Source organism: Pseudomonas sp. FSL R10-0056 (assembly GCF_009600105.1).
Taxonomy (GTDB): domain Bacteria; phylum Pseudomonadota; class Gammaproteobacteria; order Pseudomonadales; family Pseudomonadaceae; genus Aquipseudomonas; species Aquipseudomonas bubulae.
Genome location: NZ_WIWL01000207.1, coordinates 1 through 17736 on the forward strand (window position 1 = coordinate 1; position 17736 = coordinate 17736).

Consider the following 17736-nt stretch of genomic DNA (forward strand, 5'->3'; position numbering starts at 1 on the left):
ATGTAATATCAACCTTGATCCCCCGCAAGACATGCTCGGTAAAGGTGGGAGCCGGGCTTGCCGGCGCGGTGGCTCAGTCAAACCGCGTCGACGCCATCGCCGGCAAGCCCGGCTCCCACCTTTACCGAGCATGTCTTGCGGGGGATCAAGGTTGATATTACATATGGATATCCGTATATTCGAATTTCCATATGTATACACAGAGAGTCACCATGCTCAGTCCCGCCGCACTGTTCAAATGCCTGTCCGATGAAACCCGCGCCAGGGCCACCTTGCTGATCGCCCGTGAGGGCGAGCTCTGTGTATGCGAACTGGTCTGTGCCCTGGATGAAAGCCAACCGAAAGTTTCCCGCCATCTGGCCCAGCTTCGAGGCTGCGGGTTGCTGCTCGACCGCCGCCAGGGGCAGTGGGTGTATTACCGCCTCAACCCGCAACTGCCGGACTGGGTGCGCAGCGTTCTTGAAACCACCCTGCTGGCCAACACCGAGTGGCTTGCGCACGACAGTGCCCGGCTCTCTGCCATGGGCGAGCGCCCGCTCAACACCATTGCCTGCTGCTGAGACGTCCGATGCTTATCGCCTTCGCAATTTTTTTGGTCACTCTGGTTCTGGTCATCTGGCAGCCCAAGGGCCTGGGGGTGGGCTGGAGTGCCTCACTCGGTGCGGTTGTGGCACTGCTTGCGGGGGCGGTATCACTGCACGATATTGCCCAAGTGTGGGCCATTGTATGGAATGCCACGGCCACTTTTATCGCCGTGATCATCATCAGCCTGTTGCTCGACGAAGCAGGTTTCTTTCAGTGGGCGGCCCTGCATGTGGCCCGCTGGGCCAAGGGTGATGGCCGCCGCCTGTTTGTGTTTACCGTGCTGCTGGGGGCCGGTGTATCGGCACTGTTTGCCAATGACGGCGCGGCACTGATCCTGACCCCCATCGTGATCTCGATACTGCTCGCCTTGCGCTTTTCTGCCGCCTCAACCCTGGCGTTTGTCATGGCCGCAGGCTTTATTGCCGATACTGCCAGCCTGCCGCTGGTGGTGTCGAACCTGGTCAATATTGTCTCGGCCGACTACTTCGGCCTGGGTTTCAGCGCCTATGCCGCGGTCATGGTACCGGTCAACTGCGTTGCAGTCGCCGCCACGCTGCTGGTGTTGTACGGGTTTTTCCGCCGCGATATTCCACGCCACTATTGTCTTGATGAGCTGCCCGAACCACGAAAGGCCATACGCGACCCGTTGACGTTTGCTGTCGGCTGGGGGGTTCTGGTCTTGCTGCTCACAGGCCTGTTTGCACTGGAACCACTGGGCATTCCAGTCAGCGCGATTGCTGCAGTGTGCGCCGCCCTGCTATTCGCTGTGGCTGCGCGCAGCCACGTCATTTCAACGCGACGGGTGTTGCGCGAAGCTCCCTGGCAGGTGGTGACGTTCTCACTGGGCATGTACCTGGTGGTGTACGGGCTGAAAAATGCCGGGCTGACCCACCACCTGACGCTGGTTCTCAATCAGTTGGCCGAGTCCGGCCTTTGGGCCGCCACCCTGGGCACCGGCGTGCTCGCCGCACTGCTGTCTTCGGTGATGAACAATATGCCCGGGGTCTTGCTCGGCGCGCTGTCAATCCAGGCCAGTGATGCCAGCGGGGTGATCCGCGAGGCGATGATCTACGCCAATGTCATCGGCTCCGACCTGGGCCCGAAAATCACCCCCATCGGCAGTCTGGCCACCCTTCTGTGGTTGCATGTGCTGGCACGCAAGGGCATTCGCATCACCTGGGGTTACTACTTCAAGGTGGGGCTGATCCTGACCCTGCCGATTCTGCTTGTCACCCTGTCTGCCCTGGCTTTGCGCCTGAGCCTTTAATACCACCGCAAAGAGCAACTACCATGCGTGTTCTGTTTATGTGTACCGCCAATAGCTGTCGCAGCATTCTGTCCGAAGCCATGTTCAACCATCTGGCGCCACCAGGGTTCCAGGCCATCAGTACGGGCAGCTTTCCCCGGGGGCAGGTGTTGCCCCGCAGCCTGGTCACCCTGCAAGAAGCCGGTATCGGCATAGACGGCCTGAGCAGCAAGGGCAATGACGCCTACGAAGACAACCCGCCGGATATTGTCATCACCGTCTGCGACAAGGCCGCCGCTGAGGCGTGCCCGGTGTATTTCGGCCCGGCCATCAAAGCCCACTGGGGGTTGGCAGACCCTTCAGAGGTCAAGGGTGACGAGGCGACCGTAACCGCCGCGTTCCACGCCACCCTGGCGCACATCGAAACGCGCTGCCGGGCCTTTTTCGCCCTGCCCTTTACCCGGCTTGAGCCCGCGGCACTTAAACGCGAACTCGACCGTATCAGCACCCTGTAACCGGAGCCACCATGAGCGACACACTGCCCAATCTCGACACCACATTGATTTCTGCCAAAACCGTGCAACCCGCTAGCCCGCACAAACCACGCATCCTGTTGTTATACGGTTCGACGCGGGAACGCTCGTTCAGCCGCCTGCTGGTAGAGGAAGCGGCCAGATTGCTCGAACACTTTGGCGCCCAGACTCGGATCTTCAACCCCTCGGGCCTGCCGCTGCCCGATGACGCCCCGAATGATCACCCCAAAGTCCAGGAACTGCTGGAACTGATGCAGTGGTCTGAAGGGCAAGTGTGGTGCTCGCCGGAACGGCATGGCGCGATGTCAGCTGTGTTCAAGGCGCAAATCGACTGGGTGCCTCTGGCATTGGGCGCGGTACGCCCGACTCAGGGCAAAACCCTCGCGGTGATGCAGGTGTGCGGCGGCTCCCAGTCATTTAATGTGGTCAACCAGTTACGCGTGCTGGGTCGCTGGATGCGCATGTTCACCATCCCCAACCAATCTTCGGTGCCCAAGGCCTATCTGGAGTTTGACCAGCACAACCGCATGAAACCGTCTGCGCTGTATGACCGCGTGGTCGATGTCATGGAGGAACTGGTGAAGTTCACCGTATTGCTGCGCGATCGCCCGGACCTGGTTGACCGGTATTCCGAACGCAAGGAGTCGGCGCAAGAACTGAGCCAGCGGGTCAATCAGCGCTCAATTTGAACAGTGGCTGTTGTTGAAGAAGTCGACGCGCGCCTCGACTTCTTCAACCTGGTCATTTACAGATGCCTGAACACCGCAGCCGCGATCACCCCTGCGGCAATTGCCGGCAGCGGCTTCTTGAGCAGCAGCATCACTGCTGCGGTGGTCAGCAAGGCCAGCCGTGCGCCGTTATCGCCGTTGAGGGCCAGGGGCGCGAGCAAGGCGACCAGCACCGAGCCCGACATGGCGCTGATAAATTGCTGCACCCGGTAGTTGATGGGCACGAAGGACATCACGAAAACGCCCCCCAAACGCGTAATCAACGTGACCACAGCCATAATCAGAACAATGATGAAGGTGCCGTAACCGGCGGTATCGATGCTCATTTTTTCTTCTCCATCCACACCGCACCCAACACCCCGCCCGCCAATGCGCCGACCACCACATGGCTGTTTTCAGGCAAGTAGCGGTACGCCAACAGCGACGAGGCGCCCGCCACGCACCAGATAATCAGCATGCGCAGGTTTTTTTGCCCGCCGATTACCATCGCCAGCAGAAAACAGCCCATCACCATGTCCAGGCCCAGGCTGACCGGGTCTTCAATTGCGCTGCCGAAGTACACGCCCATCCAACTGCCCAGCACCCAGGCCGCCCACAGGGCTATGCCACCGCCCAGGATCAGGCCGATGCCCGATTTGCCGCTGTTGAATGCCTGCATCGACATTGCCCAGTTGGCATCCGAGATCACCATCATCACTCCGTAGCGCTTGGCCGCAGGCAGCTCGCGCAGCCAGGGATACAAGGTCGCACCCATCAGCAGATGGCGGGCATTGATGGCAAACACCGTGACGATCAGGGGCACAACCGGGACCTGCGCCCCCCAGAGATCAAGGGCACCAAACTGCGAGGCCCCGGCGAATACCAAAGCGCTCATCAACAAACTGGCGCTGTTGTCCAGACCGGTCTGCGCGGCAGCCAGACCGAAGGCCACACCGAACACCACCACAAACATGGAAATGGGCAACAGCTGCTTGAAACCATCCCCTACCTCGGCCCAGTTCAGCTCGACCACGCTTTTATCACTGCTCGACAACACACCACCCCTTCTGCGCTACGCCACACTGTTTTTATGCCCGCATTATGCGGGGCTGAATCTAATGCACAACAGTGCGCAGGTGTGAAAGGTGTCGCAATGTCAGGGTTGGCGCGGCGTTTTCAGACAGGCCCGGCTATTTGTGCCCGGGTTGCGTACGAACCCCTCGACCACGATATACAGCAGCGGGCCGATGGCGACGAAGACCGCGGTCAGCAGCAGGTACGGCAGCACACTGGCCAGCGAGCGGCCTTTACCGCGTGCATCGCGGTACATCCACACGCAAGCCAGCGCCGCCATCAGGTACAGGTCGATCACCACTTGAGCCGTGTCCGGGCTGGCCATCAGTTCCAGTCCGAAAGCTGCAAGGGACTGGTGGGCGGTCAACATCGTGAAGATTGTGTAAGCAGAGAACCCGAGCAACGCGGCAAGGGCGAGACAGGATTTTTTCATTAGCATTTCCGAATCGACGAAGTGGACAAGGCTCCAGTTAGTGATACTTTTCCCCCACCGGCAATGACCTCACAGGTCATGGACTCAGCCTTTTGCCCCTGCCAGAGTTTATGGATGAACAACCTGACCTTTCCCCGCATCAACACCCCGACAACCGCTGGCCCGCAGCTGCGTCTGCTGCGCCGTCAGGCCGGTATGAGCCAGCTGGAGCTGGCCTTGATCACGGGTATTTCCCAACGCCATTTGAGCTGCATCGAAACCGGGCGCGCCAAACCCGGCCCCGGCACCTTGCATAACCTGCTGATGGCCCTCGAGGTACCGCTGGAGCAGTGCAACAGCCTGTTTCTGGCCTCGGGTTATGCGCCGCGCTACGAGACAACGCCGCTCTCTTCGCCGGCCATGGAGGCCGTACGTGAGGCCATCAGCCATGTGTTGCACGCCAACAACCCCGCCCCGGCGATTGTGTTGGGCAGCCACTGGCAGGTGCTGGATGCCAACGCCAGCACCGCAGCCCTGTTCAGCCTGGTCGGACTGCCCGCAGACGCGGCCCGGGACTTGAACCTGCTGACCACACTGCTGCAACCCGGCGGCCTGGGTGATTACCTGATCAACCCCGAAGAAATAAGAACCCTGGCCTGGCAACGGGCGACACGCGAGGCCCTGTCCAACCCCGTACTGGCCAGTCTTATGCAAACCCTCAGCGCCCCGGACACCCTCGCGGCCCTGCCCCGGGAACTGCCGCCACTGGTCTTGACCCGCATTGCCTGCGCCCATGGCGAGCTGAACTTCATGTCCACCTTCACCACATTCGGCATGCCGCTCGATATCACCGTAACCTCAATGCGTATCGAGCATCTGATCCCGGCGGATGCACAAACCTGGCAGATCATGACAGCGGCTTATGAGCGCTCACGGGGCTGAAGATCCGTCAGTCCTGGCAAAAACGGATGCGGTTGCCAAACGGGTCATGAACCTCCAGCACCCGTCCCCAGCCCTGCTGGACAATCTGCGGGCGGCCATAACCGTAGCGCTTGGCCATTAGCTCGTCGTGCAGCAACTCGATATTGTCCATGGGTACGAATACCGTGGAGCCGGGGCTGGCATCGCCATGATGCTCGGAAAGATGCAGTTGCAAGCCGCTGCGGCTGATGCCCAGATAGAGCGGCAAACCTGCTTCGAAGCGGTGCTCGAACTCAACGCTGAAACCCAGGAAATCCAGATAGAACTCCCGGGCCTTGGCCTCATCAAACATCCGCAATATCGGAATCGGCCTGTCGAAGCTAATTGCCGGCGCAGCACTCTGCACAGGCAGCCGTGCACTGGCCGTATTCCAGTCCTTGTAACCCAGTTGCCTGGCAACCAGTTCAAGGGCGATGGCATGGGTGACTTCCAGATTGCGCGCCTGCAGCGAGGTTCGCAGGCTCTTGGCCATCTGTTTGGCTTGCTCGATTGACAGCATCAGTGCTCCCGGGGGCGAAGGCTTTTGGTGCTCGCGTTGCCAAACCTCGACCGTCAAGAGAGAGGGGAAAAGGCAGATAATCATGCTTTCACCTTCCCATGGGGAGCGAGCGGCGGGCAGCATCGGCCAGTGCCGATAGTACACAAGCCCTGCACCGGGTTACAGCCTCAACGCCCCTGCATGACATATGCTTGAAAGCACCTTCAGCGATCACTCAGGCAAACCCATGGGCTCGACGTTCTATTCAAGCTGGACATTCTGGGCATTACTTTCGGCGGTGTTCGCTGCCATGACGGCGATTTTCGGCAAAATTGGCATTACCGGCATCAACTCCGATTTCGCCACCTTGCTGCGTACCGTCGTCGTGCTGGTCAGCCTGGCACTGATCCTCTACGCAACCGGCCAGTATCAGTCGCTGGGCTCGATTTCGGCGCGCAGCTATGTGTTTCTGGTGCTCTCGGGGCTGGCCACCGGGGCCTCGTGGATCTGCTATTACCGAGCCCTGCAACTGGGCCAGGCGTCACTGGTGGCGCCGGTGGACAAACTCAGCGTGGTGATCGTGGCCGTGCTGGGCGTGACGCTGCTGGGTGAAAAGCTCGATATTCGCCAATGGGCGGGGATCAGCCTGATTACCGTGGGTGTGGTGTTGCTGGCGTGGCGGCGATAGGTGCCCTTTGGCACCACGACACTTTCAGACAGATACGCGGCCCGGGGAGTGACTTTTCCTGCAAGCCAATCCTAGTATTGCCGCGCGTCACCCTGCCGCAAAAAAAATAACGTATGGAAACTCAGCAAATGCCCTTCACCCGTACCCTTCTTGCCCTGTCTTTGGGCATGGCTTTAATGCACAACCCGGCCTTCGCCGCCCCGCCGCTGTCGATGGTCGATGGCGTTGCCCAGGTCAATACACAGGACAGCAATGCCTGGGTCGAGATCAACAGAGCCGCGTTCGTCCACAACATTGGCGTGTTGCAAGCGACTGTGGGCGACAAATCGAAAATCTGCGCCGTGCTCAAGGCCGATGCCTACGGCCACGGCATCGGCCTGCTGATGCCTTCAATCATCGCTACCGGTGTGCCTTGCGTTGGCGTGGCGAGCAATGAAGAGGCTCGCGTGGTACGTGAAAGCGGCTTCAAGGGCCAACTGATCCGTGTGCGTACGGCAGCACTCAGCGAGCTGGAAGCGGCGCTGCCGTACAATATGGAGGAGTTGGTGGGCAACCTTGATTTCGCCGTCAAGGCCAGCCTGATTGCCGAAAAACACGGCCGTCCGCTGGTGGTGCACCTGGGCCTGAACTCCAGCGGCATGAGCCGTAACGGCGTGGAAATGACCACCGCCGAGGGCCGCCGCGACGCGGTCGCCATCACCAAGGTGCCGAACCTGGAAGTGCGCGCGATCATGACCCACTTCGCGGTAGAAGACGCCGACGACGTGCGTGCAGGGCTCAAGGCGTTCAACGAGCAGGCACAATGGCTGATCAATGTCGCAGAACTCGATCGCAGCAAAATCACCCTGCATGCGGCCAACTCGTTCGCCACCCTGGAAGTGCCGGAATCGCATCTGGACATGGTTCGCCCGGGCGGTGCGTTGTTCGGCGACACGGTGCCGTCGCACACCGACTACAAGCGCGTGATGCAATTCAAGTCCCATGTCGCTTCGGTCAACAGCTACCCCAAGGGCAACACCGTGGGCTATGACCGCACCTGGACGCTGGGGCGCGACTCGAAACTGGCCAATATCACCGTGGGTTACTCCGACGGTTACCGCCGTGCCTTTACCAACAAGGGTATCGTGCTGATCAACGGCCATCGCGTGCCGGTGGTGGGCAAGGTCTCGATGAATACCCTCATGGTCGACGTTACAGACGCGCCGGATGTCAAAAGCGGCGACGAAGTGGTGTTGTTCGGGCAACAGGGCAAGGCCGAAATCAGCCAGGCGGAAGTTGAAGACATCAACGGTGCATTGCTGGCCGACCTGTATACGGTGTGGGGCAACTCCAACCCGAAGGTCCTGGTCGAGAAGTAGGGCCTGCATAGAGCTTGTAGAGACTCTGTTGCAGGTCAAGCCCTAGTGTGGGAGCGAGCCTGCTCGCGAACGACTTCGCGAGCAGGCTCGCTCCCACATCTGACACAGCGCGAAACATTCCCGAGCATACGTTAATGAGAAGCGCTATCATTGCGATCCTTGTCAGTGTCTGCTCCGGGATTGCAATCGATGCTCACGTCCTCCCCTTCCTCACGCCGTGCCGTGGGTGAACTCTATGTTCAGCATCACGGCTGGGTGGTGCAGTTGCTGCGCCGCAAGCTGGGCAATCAGGAGCAGGCTCTGGATCTGGCCCAGGACACGTTTGTGCGCATGTTGCGTACCGACACACCCGCGCCGCTGCGCGAACCCCGGGCCTATCTCTCCACCATTGCCAGCCGTCTGTGCGGCCAATACTTCCGTCGTCAGGCGCTGGAGCGGGCCTATATGGAGTCCCTGGCGCTCCTGGAGCCGCAGCTTGTGCCCTCCCCGGAATCTCGCCTGCTGGTGTTGGAGGCACTGGACGCCGTCGGCCAGGTGCTCGATGGCCTGGGCGCAAAAGTGCGGGAGATTTTTTTGCTGTCGCAACTGGACGGCCTGACCTACCCGCAGATCGCCGAACGCATGGGCCTGACCGTCAACGTGGTGCAAAAAGCCATGCTCAAGGCTTACCGACACTGCTACAGCGCGGTCTACACCGGGTGAGTCTGTTCGAGCCCGCCAACACCCAGCGCCTCGACCAGGATGTGGTCGAGCAAGCCTTGCAGTGGATGGTCACCGTGCAATCGGGCGTCAGCACCGAGGCCGAGCTTCTGGCCTGCCAGCATTGGCGCGCGCAATCCGCGCAACATGAACTGGCCTGGCAGCGCCTCACCGGGCTTAATACCGACATTCGCGACAGCACCCGCATGCTGCCTGCCGCTGGTGCCCGGACGTTGCTGCGCTCGCGCAATGCCCCGGGCAGACGCACGCTGCTCAAGGGCTTTGCCGGCCTGGGCGTGATGCTGGCTACCGGCTATGGGGTGCGGGAACAGGTGCTGCTGCCAGAGCTGTTCAGTGACTATCGCACCGCCACCGGCGAGCGGCGCCAGTTAACTCTGGCAGAGGGTGTCGACCTGACCCTCGACACCCACACCGCCCTCGATACCCGCACCACCGCCGCTGGCACGGAACTGTTCCTGAGCCTGGGCCGCGTGCTGGTCAGCGCTGGCGATATCAGGCTCAGCACCGCCAATGGCCAGGTGCTGCCCGCGCCCCGCTCACGCCTGGTGATCAGCCACAACCTGCCGTGGCAGGCAGGCACCCAGGTCCAGGTGCTGAGCGGCAGTGCATCGATCAAGCTGGCACGGGGCGACAGCTTGAGTCTGGATGCCGGCCAGCAGGTAACGTTCGACAGCCAGACAGACAGCACACCGCGCCCGGTCACGGTCGGTGCCGATGCCTGGGTCAACGGCCTGCTGATCGCCGAACGCATGCCACTGGGCCAGGTGATTGCCCAGCTCAACCTCTACCGCCGTGGCGTGGTGCGCTGCGACCCGCAAGTCGCGGCATTGCGGGTGTCGGGATCGTTCTCCATCGACCGCCCCGATGCCAGCCTCGACCTGCTCACGCGGGTGCTGCCAATCCGCGTGCAGCGAGTGTTTGGCTACTGGGCCAACGTGGTCGCGGCCTGAAAATAATTATTTTCAATACCGCCGGCAGTTTTTCTTATCTGGTGCATCAAGTTCAGGGAAGACGCTGATTAACAGCGCAACGCCGATCCTTTTCACACATGGACAGTCTTTATGCACAGCCGACTTACCCCCCTCGCCGGTGCCTTGCGCACCTTTGTATTCGGTTTATCCATTGCCACGGCCAGCCAAGGCGCATTCGCAGCCTCAGGCAGCGAGCATGCCTACAGCATTGCGCCGGGCAGCCTGGACGCGGTGCTGGGCAGTTTTGGCCAACAGTCCGGGGTGATGATCGCGGTGGATTCGAGCCTGACAACCGGTATGCGCAGCAGTGGCTTGAGCGGCAACTTTGCCGTCGACGAAGGCCTGCAACGGCTGCTCGCCCCGCTGGGCCTGCAGGCGGTCACTGACGGCGACGGTTACCGGGTTGTTGCCAGACCAGCGCAAGGCAACGGTGAACTGCAATTGCAGGCCACCCAGGTCAACTCCAACCAGCTTGGGACCATCACCGAAGGCAGCGGCTCGTATACCCCCGGCACCATCGCCACGGCCACACGCATGGTACTGACGCCACGGCAAACGCCGCAGTCGATCACCGTGATTACCCGCCAGCATATGGATGATTTCGGCCTCAACTCCATCGACGAGGTGATGCGCCATACCCCTGGCATCACCGTCTCGACCTTCGACAGCGAGCGCACCAACTACTATGCCCGCGGTTTCTCGGTGGAGAACTTCCAGTACGACGGCATTCCCACCCTGCGCAACTCGGCGTACTCCTCGGGCCAGACCCTGAGTGACATGGCCATCTACGACCGCGTGGAAATCCTCAAGGGCGCCACGGGCCTCTTGACCGGTGCCGGAGCCCCGGGGGCAACGATCAACCTGATCCGCAAAAAACCGACCCGCGAATTCAAGGCCAGCATCGATGTCGGTGCCGGCAGTTGGGATAACTACCGCACCCAGGTTGACGTCAGCGGCCCGCTGACCGACAGCGGCAACATTCGCGGCCGTGCCGTGGCGGCCTACCAGGACAAGCACTCGTTCATGGACCGCTATGAGCGCAAGACCGGGGTCTATTTCGGCACCCTCGAAGCCGACCTTAGCGATGACACCCTCCTGACCCTGGGCTTTGATTACCAGAACAACGACCCCCACGCCTCGGGCTGGTCGGGCAGCCGCCCGCTGTTCGACCGCAACGGCGAGCGTATCGACGTCAAGCGCTCGTACAACAACGGCGCCAACTGGAGCCGTTGGGAGCAGACCACCCAGAGCGTGTTCGCGACCCTGGAGCACAGCTTCGCCAACGGCTGGGTCGGCAAGGGCCAATTGACCCATCAGGTCAACAGCTACGATGCGCCGCTGGGTTCGGTCATGAGCGGCCCCTTCCCGGCCACCGGCCTGTCGTCGATCTATGCCAACAAATTCACCGGGAACACCCGCACCGACGCCGCCGATGCCTACTTCAGCGGCCCCTTCAGCCTGGCTGGCCGCGAGCATGAACTGGTGATCGGCGCATCGGCCTCCAGCGCCCACTGGCAAGGCAAGGACTACGGCAACCCGACCTTCCTCAGCGCCAACGTCATTGATTTCTGGAACTTCGACGGCAAGACCACCGAGCCGGACTGGGGCGCACCGACCCAATACAACGACACCACCACACGCCAGACCGCAGGCTACATCAGCGCACGCTTCAACCTGACCGACGACCTTAACCTGCTGTTGGGCACACGGCTGGCCAACTACTGGCTGACCGGGGATTACCACACCACCGAGACCGGCCGCCTCGTGCCTTACGTGGGTGTTACCTACGACCTGAACGACAACTTCACCGCGTATGCCAGCTATACCGACATTTTCATGCCGCAAACCTACAACCGCGATCGCAACAACAAAGTGCTTGAGCCCGATGAAGGCAAAAACTACGAAGTGGGAATCAAGGGCGAGTTTTATGGCGGCAGGTTGAACACCAGCCTGGCCTATTTCGAGGTACATGAAAGCAACCGCGCCGAACCGGACGCCGAGTACAACGCCGATCCGACCAACCCGTCGATCCTCTATGCATCAGTCGGCACCAAGGCCAAGGCCAAGGGCTTCGAAGCCGAGATGTCCGGCGAACTGGCACCGGGCTGGCAGGCCCAGGCCGGCTTTACTCACAAGGTCATTCGCGGCAGCGACGACGAAAAAATCTCGACCTGGGAGCCCGAGGACCAGTTGAGCCTCTACACCACCTATAAATTCAAGGGGCCGCTGGACCGCTTGACCATCGGTGGCGGCGCGCGCTGGCAGAACCGCAGTTGGCAGAACATCTACAACCGCGCCAAGGACCAGTACCAGGACTTCAGCCAGGACGCTTACTGGCTGGTCGATGCAATGGCCAGGTACCAGGTCAGCGAGCACCTGTCCACCACACTCAACGTCAACAACCTGTTCGACAAGCAGTACTACACCAATATCGGCTTCTACAACACGGCGTATTACGGTGACCCGCGCAATGTAATGGTCAATACCCGCTGGGATTTCTAAGGCGCACTCTTTGCGCCCGCTGGACACTCAAGCACTGGCCCAGCGCTACTCGAGATCTCCCAATGGAATAATCTGCGCGCTGCCATGGCGCACTCCGCGCTCGGCCATCACCTGGCGCGTCAGTTGCGCCACCTCGCCGACCGTGCCCTTGAGCACCGAGACTTCCATGCACTTGCCCTGGTCCAGATGCACATGCAGCGTCGACAGGGTCAGGTCATGGTGCTCGTGAAAGGCCGTGTTCAGACGCTTGGACAGCTCCCGGGTGGCGTGGTCATAGACGTAACTCAAGGTTGCCACGCAGGCACTTTGCGGGTCGCCCTGCTCCGGTTCCAGCAGGCCGGCGCGCAACAGATCGCGGATGGCCTCGGAGCGCCCCTGGTAGCCGTGGGTGCCAACGCGCTCATCAATTTCGGCCAATAAAGCATCGTCCAGCGAAATAGTGACCCTCTGCATCTAATCGGCCTCGCAGTTATGAACTTTTGACATAGACTTCATACCCAGCATCTGATCAGGCCACTGGCCATCAACTGAGGGAGACGCAGTGTGAAGCAGTCATGGACTAAAAAACAGCTGACCTTATGGATGATTGGAGCCTGCCTGAGCGCAGGCTTGCCGACTGCATGGGCGGGCGATGCGGCCCCCACACTGACCTACTCGTGGCCAACCAATGCCGGGCCGCTGGACCCTCGCGGCTATTCGCCGAACCAGATGTATGCCCAGGCCATGGTCTATGAACCGCTGGTGCGTTACACCGCCCAAGGCACTCTGGAACCCTGGCTGGCCACGTCATGGACAGTGTCAGCAGATGGCAAGACCTACACCTTCACCCTGCGCGACGGTGTGACCTTCAGTGACGGCAGTTCGTTCAACGCAGCCGCAGCCAAGGCCAACCTCGACGCGGTGCTCGCCAACAGCAAGCGTCATCAGTGGATGGAGCTGGTCTCCACCCTGGAGCGTGTCGAAGCACCGGACGAGCACACCCTGGTGCTGGTGCTTAAACACCCCTACTACCCGACCCTGATGGAACTGGCGCAGGTTCGCCCGTTGCGCTTTGCCGCCCCCGAGGCAAAGCCCGGCGTGCCGGTGGGCACCGGGCCCTGGGTACTGACGCAAACCCGCCGTGGCGAGTTCGACCGCTTCGAGCGCAACCCGCACTACTGGGGGCCCAAACCGGGCTATGGTTCGGTACTGGTGAAAGTCATCTCCGACCCGGACAGCCGCGCCATTGCCCTGCAAACCGGTGAAATCGACCTGATTCAGGGTGCCGACGGCGAAATCTCCCCCGGCACCTTTGTGCGCCTGCGCGATTCGGGCTTCAAGACGGCCATTTCCGCACCGCTGGCCACCCGTACCGTGGCGATGAATACCGGCCTGGCTCCGACCAATGAACTGGCCGTGCGCCAGGCGATCAATCAGGCCGTGGACAAGGACACTATCATTGCCAAGGTGCTGCATGGCCAGGAGCCGCGGGCAGATGCGCTGTTCGCCAGCAACATGCCGTATGCCGACCTGGGCCTCAAGGCACTGCCCTACGACCCCGAACAGGCCAAAAAAAACCTGGAAGCGGCAGGCTGGAAAGTCCCTGAAGGCAAACGCATTCGTGAAAAAAACGGCCAGCCGCTAAGTATCGAACTGGTGTTTCTGGGCCCCAGTGCCCTGCAAAAAAACCTCGCCGAAATCATTCAGGGCGAACTGGCCAAGGTCGGCATCGACGTCAAGCTGCGCGCCGAAGAAGACGGTGCCCTGGTGCAGCGCCAGCGCGAGGGCAAGTTCGGCATGATCTTCGCCGATACCTGGGGCGCTCCCTATGACCCGCACTCGTTTGTCAGCTCCATGCGCTACGCCGGACACGCCGACTACATGGCCCAGCTCGGCCTGCCGATGAAGGCGGCCATCGACCGGAAAATCGCCGAAGTACTGGGCGAAACCGACGAGGGCAAGCGCGCTGACGATTACCGCGAGATCCTCACCACACTGCACGATCAGGCCGTGTACCTGCCGATCTCACACCTGACGGCCATCAGTGTCAGCGGAAAAAACGTCGACAATGTTCAATTCGGCAGCACGCTGTTTGATGTGCCGTTCGAAGTGATGCACCCCACCACAGGGAAGCCATAAACCATGCTGCGCTATATTATCCTGCGGCTTGTGCTGCTGATCCCGGTGCTGCTGGGGGTGTCACTGATCGTCTTTGTCCTGCTGCACCTGGGCAATGGCGACCCGGCCCTGGACTACCTGCGCCTGTCGCAGATCCCTCCAACCGACGCTGCGTTGGCCGAGGCACGCCACGCACTGGGCCTGGACCGGCCACTGCCCGAGCAGTACCTCACCTGGCTGTGGAACGCCGTGCACCTGGACTTCGGCACCTCCTATATCACCGGGCGCCCGGTGCTCGATGACATCCTCTATTACCTGCCCGCCACCCTTCAGCTGGGTGGTCTGGCGCTGCTTGCCACGCTGGTAATGAGCATTCCGCTGGGTCTGGCGGCGGCCCGCTGGAAAGGTCGCTGGCCCGATCAGGTGGTGCGTTTCATCACCTTTATCGGTGTTTCCATGCCCAATTTCTGGTTGGCTTTTTTGCTGATTGCATTGTTCTCGCTGTGGTTGGGCTGGTTGCCGCCGATGGGCCGTGGTGGTCCGCAGCATCTGCTGATGCCGGTGCTGGCGATTGCCCTGATGTCGATGTCGATCAACGCCCGCCTGCTGCGCGCCAGCCTGCTGGATGTGCGTGAGCATCGACACGTGTTCTATGCCCGGGCCCGTGGCCTGAACGAAAAGCGTGTATGGCGCGACCATATCCTGCGCAATGCCTGGATGCCGCTGGTGACCGCCACCGGCATGCACATTGGCGAGTTGCTCGGAGGTGCCCTGGTGATCGAAACCATCTTCGCCTGGCCCGGCGTTGGCCGCTTCGCGGTCAGCGCCGTGCTCAACCGTGACTTCCCGGTGATGCAATGCTTCACACTGCTGCTGACCACACTGCTGGTGCTGTGCAATCTGGTGGTGGACATCTGCTACGCCTGGCTAGACCCGCGCACACGTTTCTCGGGGGTGATGGCATGAGCACAATAGCGGCGGTCTATACCGGTAAAAAATACGGCGCGCGCATCGGCTACGGGCTGGTTGCCCTGCTGTTGCTGATGGCGCTGTTCGGCCCCTGGCTGGCACCCTACGACGCCACCCTGGTGAATCTGGACGAGCGTCTGCTGCCCGCCAGTACCAGCCATTGGCTGGGCACCGACCACCTGGGGCGCGACGTGCTCTCGCGCCTGATCGTCGGTACGCAACTGTCCCTGGGCAGCGTGGTGCTGGTGCTGGGTCTGGTACTGGTGCTGGGCGTGGTGATTGGCGGTATCGCCGGGATAGTCGGCGGCAAGCTCGACATGTTCCTGATGCGCCTGTGCGACATGTTCCTGACCTTCCCCACCCTGGTGCTGGCGTTTTTCCTGATCGCCTTGCTGGGTACCGGCCTGACCAACGTGATCATCGCCATCGCGCTGTCCCACTGGGCCTGGTATGCGCGGATGGTTCGCGGCATGGTGCTGGCCCAGCGTAACCGGGATTATGTGCTGGCTTCACGACTGGCCGGTGCCTCGCGCCTGACCAGGCTGCGCCAGCATGTAATGCCCAACGTCGTGGGGCAACTGCTGGTGCTGGCGTCGATGGACATTGGCCACATGATGCTGCACGTCTCGGGCTTGTCCTTTCTGGGTCTGGGCGTCAGCCCGCCAACCCCCGAGTGGGGCGTGATGATCAACGATGCCAAGGAATTTATCTGGACCCAGCCGCAGTTGCTGCTGTGGCCGGGCCTGATGATCTTTATCTCGGTGATGGCCTTCAACCTGCTGGGCGACGCCTTGCGCGACCGCCTTGACCCCAGCGTACTGGCGGAGATCAAGGAATGAAACACACATTGGTGATTCGCGACCTGACCCTCAAACACCGGCAACGCACCCTGGTCGACCGGGCCGAACTGACCCTCAGGGCCGGCCAGGTGCATGCGCTGGTCGGTGCCAGCGGCTCAGGAAAATCGCTAACCAGCCTGGGCATCCTCGACTTGTTGCCTCCTGGCGTACACAGCAGCGGCGCCACCCTGTTGCTGGATGGCCAGGTGGTGGATGCTGCGCAATTACGTGGGCGCGAAGTGGCATTGGTGCTGCAGAACCCGCGCAGTGCCTTCAACCCGGTACGCTCACTGCGCCAGCATGCCCTTGAAACCCTCCAGACCCGCGACCTGCAAGGTGCCGAGGCCGAGCAGCTGATTCAGAGCACCTTGCAGGAAGTGGGCCTGCACGATGCTCAACGGGTGCTCGACTCATTTGCCTTTCAACTGAGCGGCGGCATGCTGCAACGGATGATGATCGCCCTGGCCCTGCTCGCCGACAGCCGTTTTTTGCTGGCTGACGAACCTACCAGCGATCTGGATGTTGTGGCGCAGGCACGTTTTCTCGACCTGCTGGAACGACTGGTAGCGCAGCGCAACCTTGGCGTGCTGCTGATCACCCATGACATGGGCGTGGTGGCGCGCTGCGCCGATCAGGTCAGCGTCATGGCCCACGGCCGTATTGTCGAACAGGCCGATGTTCACCGGCTGTTCAATTCACCGCAAAGCCAGGAAGCACGCACGCTGCTGGCAGCACACCACTCATTGACAATGGAGAGCTGCGCGCCATGAGTTTTATTCAGGTACGCGACCTTGAGCACGGTTACAGCGCTGGCGGGCTGTTCAGCAAACGGCATCGGGTACAGGTGCTGAGCGGCTTGAATCTGGACCTGCACGAAGGTCAAAGCCTTGGCCTGCTGGGAGGTAGCGGCAGCGGTAAAAGCACCCTGGCGCGCCTGCTGATGGGGCTGGAAAGCGCCGACCAGGGCAGCATTGTGTTCAAGGGTCAGCCTCCGTTTTTACAGCGTGTGCAGATGGTCTTTCAGGATGCCCTCAGCGCTTTCAACCCCCAGCGCAGCATTGGCTGGAGCATTGCCGAGCCTTTGCGCCATCTTTCAGACATGGACGCCTCAGCGTGCAGGGCCCGGGTTGAGCAATTGCTCCAGCAAGTCCAGCTTGAGGCCCGTGACATCGACAAGCTCCCGGCACAACTGAGCGGCGGGCAACTGCAGCGCGCCGGTATTGCCCGGGCCATGGCGATCGGCCCGCAGCTGATTATCCTCGACGAAGCCCTGTCCAACCTTGACCGGGTGCTGCAAGTGCAGATTCTGGATTTGCTCGCACAGGTACGGCGCGAGTCGGGCACCGGTTTTTTGCTGATTACCCATGACCTGAGCCTGGTGCAGCGTTTTTGCCAACGGGTGGTAGTACTGGCAGACGGCAAGCTGGTGGAAGACCTGCCGGTCACGGCGCAGATGCGCTTTACTCACCCGGCTGCGCGAACCTTGCAGGAGGCGGTGTTGCCGGCGATGCCCAGGGCCAGGAGCGTTCGTGAGCCGCAGTTGCAGGCCTGAAACGGCTAACACCCACAAACCGTA

Annotated in this window: 20 protein-coding genes; 15 read left to right on the forward strand and 5 right to left on the reverse strand. The window is 61.2% G+C overall.

The window, feature by feature from the left end:
* The first annotated feature begins 212 nt into the window (after positions 1 to 212).
* From GHO42_RS19605 to arsH, 4 genes are read left to right on the forward strand one after another with little or no spacing between them, the layout of a single operon-like run.
* The gene (locus GHO42_RS19605) at positions 213 to 560 is read left to right on the forward strand and encodes a metalloregulator ArsR/SmtB family transcription factor (RefSeq protein ID WP_095018501.1); all 348 of its coding nucleotides are present in this window, start codon (positions 213 to 215) and stop codon (positions 558 to 560) included.
* 8 nt (positions 561 to 568) lie between these two features.
* A complete protein-coding gene (locus GHO42_RS19610; RefSeq protein ID WP_095023340.1) occupies positions 569 to 1852 on the forward strand; it encodes an arsenic transporter in 1284 nt (427 codons plus the stop codon).
* 23 nt (positions 1853 to 1875) lie between these two features.
* Positions 1876 to 2346, forward strand: coding sequence for an arsenate reductase ArsC (locus tag GHO42_RS19615; RefSeq protein WP_095032099.1), 471 nt, complete (start codon positions 1876 to 1878; stop codon positions 2344 to 2346).
* 11 nt (positions 2347 to 2357) lie between these two features.
* On the forward strand, positions 2358 to 3053 hold the full coding sequence (gene arsH / locus GHO42_RS19620; RefSeq protein ID WP_095000099.1) for an arsenical resistance protein ArsH: 696 nt from the start codon (positions 2358 to 2360) through the stop codon (positions 3051 to 3053).
* 56 nt (positions 3054 to 3109) lie between these two features.
* On the opposite strand, the gene GHO42_RS19625 is transcribed toward arsH, so the two are convergent.
* From GHO42_RS19625 to GHO42_RS19635, 3 genes are all read right to left on the reverse strand, one after another.
* Positions 3110 to 3418, reverse strand: a complete 309-nt coding sequence (locus tag GHO42_RS19625) for an AzlD family protein (RefSeq protein ID WP_095000098.1) — start codon at positions 3416 to 3418, stop codon at positions 3110 to 3112.
* Positions 3415 to 4125, reverse strand: coding sequence for an AzlC family ABC transporter permease (locus tag GHO42_RS19630; protein WP_153328539.1), 711 nt, complete (start codon positions 4123 to 4125; stop codon positions 3415 to 3417). Before GHO42_RS19630 ends, GHO42_RS19625 begins: the two co-directional genes overlap by 4 nt.
* A gap of 102 nt (positions 4126 to 4227) precedes the next feature.
* The gene (locus GHO42_RS19635; protein ID WP_095018497.1) at positions 4228 to 4578 is read right to left on the reverse strand and encodes a DUF2834 domain-containing protein; all 351 of its coding nucleotides are present in this window, start codon (positions 4576 to 4578) and stop codon (positions 4228 to 4230) included.
* A 114-nt stretch (positions 4579 to 4692) separates the two neighbouring features.
* Here GHO42_RS19635 and GHO42_RS19640 point away from each other — a divergent pair, with 114 nt between their 5' ends.
* Positions 4693 to 5499 (forward strand): helix-turn-helix domain-containing protein, encoded by an 807-nt coding sequence (locus GHO42_RS19640; RefSeq protein ID WP_240043282.1) that lies wholly within the window; start codon positions 4693 to 4695, stop codon positions 5497 to 5499.
* A gap of 7 nt (positions 5500 to 5506) precedes the next feature.
* Here the strand turns inward: GHO42_RS19640 and GHO42_RS19645 are convergent, their stop codons facing one another.
* Positions 5507 to 6037 carry a glyoxalase superfamily protein gene (locus tag GHO42_RS19645; RefSeq protein WP_095000095.1) on the reverse strand — a complete coding sequence of 177 codons (531 nt, stop codon included), beginning with the start codon at positions 6035 to 6037 and terminating at the stop codon, positions 5507 to 5509.
* Positions 6038 to 6263: 226 nt separating this feature from the next.
* Here GHO42_RS19645 and GHO42_RS19650 point away from each other — a divergent pair, with 226 nt between their 5' ends.
* The 5 genes from GHO42_RS19650 (at position 6264) to GHO42_RS19670 (ending at position 12255) form a co-directional block, all read left to right on the forward strand.
* Positions 6264 to 6704, forward strand: a complete 441-nt coding sequence (locus GHO42_RS19650) for an EamA family transporter (protein WP_095000612.1) — start codon at positions 6264 to 6266, stop codon at positions 6702 to 6704.
* A 128-nt stretch (positions 6705 to 6832) separates the two neighbouring features.
* Positions 6833 to 8062: an alanine racemase gene (gene alr, locus GHO42_RS19655; RefSeq protein WP_095038891.1), complete on the forward strand. Its 1230-nt coding sequence runs from the start codon at positions 6833 to 6835 to the stop codon at positions 8060 to 8062.
* Between the two features lie 189 nt (positions 8063 to 8251).
* Positions 8252 to 8764: a sigma-70 family RNA polymerase sigma factor gene (locus GHO42_RS19660; RefSeq protein ID WP_153328538.1), complete on the forward strand. Its 513-nt coding sequence runs from the start codon at positions 8252 to 8254 to the stop codon at positions 8762 to 8764.
* Complete coding sequence (locus GHO42_RS19665) at positions 8761 to 9732, forward strand: DUF4880 domain-containing protein (protein ID WP_178127002.1); 972 nt, start codon at positions 8761 to 8763, stop codon at positions 9730 to 9732. The genes GHO42_RS19660 and GHO42_RS19665 overlap by 4 nt, the downstream gene beginning before the upstream one ends.
* 111 nt (positions 9733 to 9843) lie before the next feature.
* Positions 9844 to 12255, forward strand: a complete 2412-nt coding sequence (locus GHO42_RS19670) for a TonB-dependent siderophore receptor (RefSeq protein WP_153328536.1) — start codon at positions 9844 to 9846, stop codon at positions 12253 to 12255.
* Between the two features lie 45 nt (positions 12256 to 12300).
* Here GHO42_RS19670 and nikR read toward each other — a convergent pair whose 3' ends face one another.
* The gene (nikR, locus tag GHO42_RS19675; RefSeq protein ID WP_095000090.1) at positions 12301 to 12708 is read right to left on the reverse strand and encodes a nickel-responsive transcriptional regulator NikR; all 408 of its coding nucleotides are present in this window, start codon (positions 12706 to 12708) and stop codon (positions 12301 to 12303) included.
* A gap of 90 nt (positions 12709 to 12798) precedes the next feature.
* Between nikR and nikA the strand changes: the two genes are divergently transcribed.
* From nikA to GHO42_RS19700, 5 genes are read left to right on the forward strand one after another with little or no spacing between them, the layout of a single operon-like run.
* Positions 12799 to 14373: a nickel ABC transporter substrate-binding protein gene (gene nikA, locus GHO42_RS19680; RefSeq protein ID WP_178127001.1), complete on the forward strand. Its 1575-nt coding sequence runs from the start codon at positions 12799 to 12801 to the stop codon at positions 14371 to 14373.
* Positions 14374 to 14376: 3 nt separating this feature from the next.
* Entirely contained in the window at positions 14377 to 15318 is a 942-nt protein-coding gene (gene nikB, locus GHO42_RS19685; protein WP_095000088.1) for a nickel ABC transporter permease subunit NikB, read from the forward strand.
* Positions 15315 to 16160, forward strand: coding sequence for a nickel ABC transporter permease subunit NikC (gene nikC / locus GHO42_RS19690; RefSeq protein ID WP_095019861.1), 846 nt, complete (start codon positions 15315 to 15317; stop codon positions 16158 to 16160). Before nikB ends, nikC begins: the two co-directional genes overlap by 4 nt.
* Positions 16157 to 16930 carry an ATP-binding cassette domain-containing protein gene (locus GHO42_RS19695; protein WP_095024618.1) on the forward strand — a complete coding sequence of 258 codons (774 nt, stop codon included), beginning with the start codon at positions 16157 to 16159 and terminating at the stop codon, positions 16928 to 16930. Before nikC ends, GHO42_RS19695 begins: the two co-directional genes overlap by 4 nt.
* A complete protein-coding gene (locus GHO42_RS19700) occupies positions 16927 to 17712 on the forward strand; it encodes an ATP-binding cassette domain-containing protein (RefSeq protein ID WP_095000085.1) in 786 nt (261 codons plus the stop codon). Before GHO42_RS19695 ends, GHO42_RS19700 begins: the two co-directional genes overlap by 4 nt.
* Positions 17713 to 17736 lie beyond the last annotated feature (24 nt).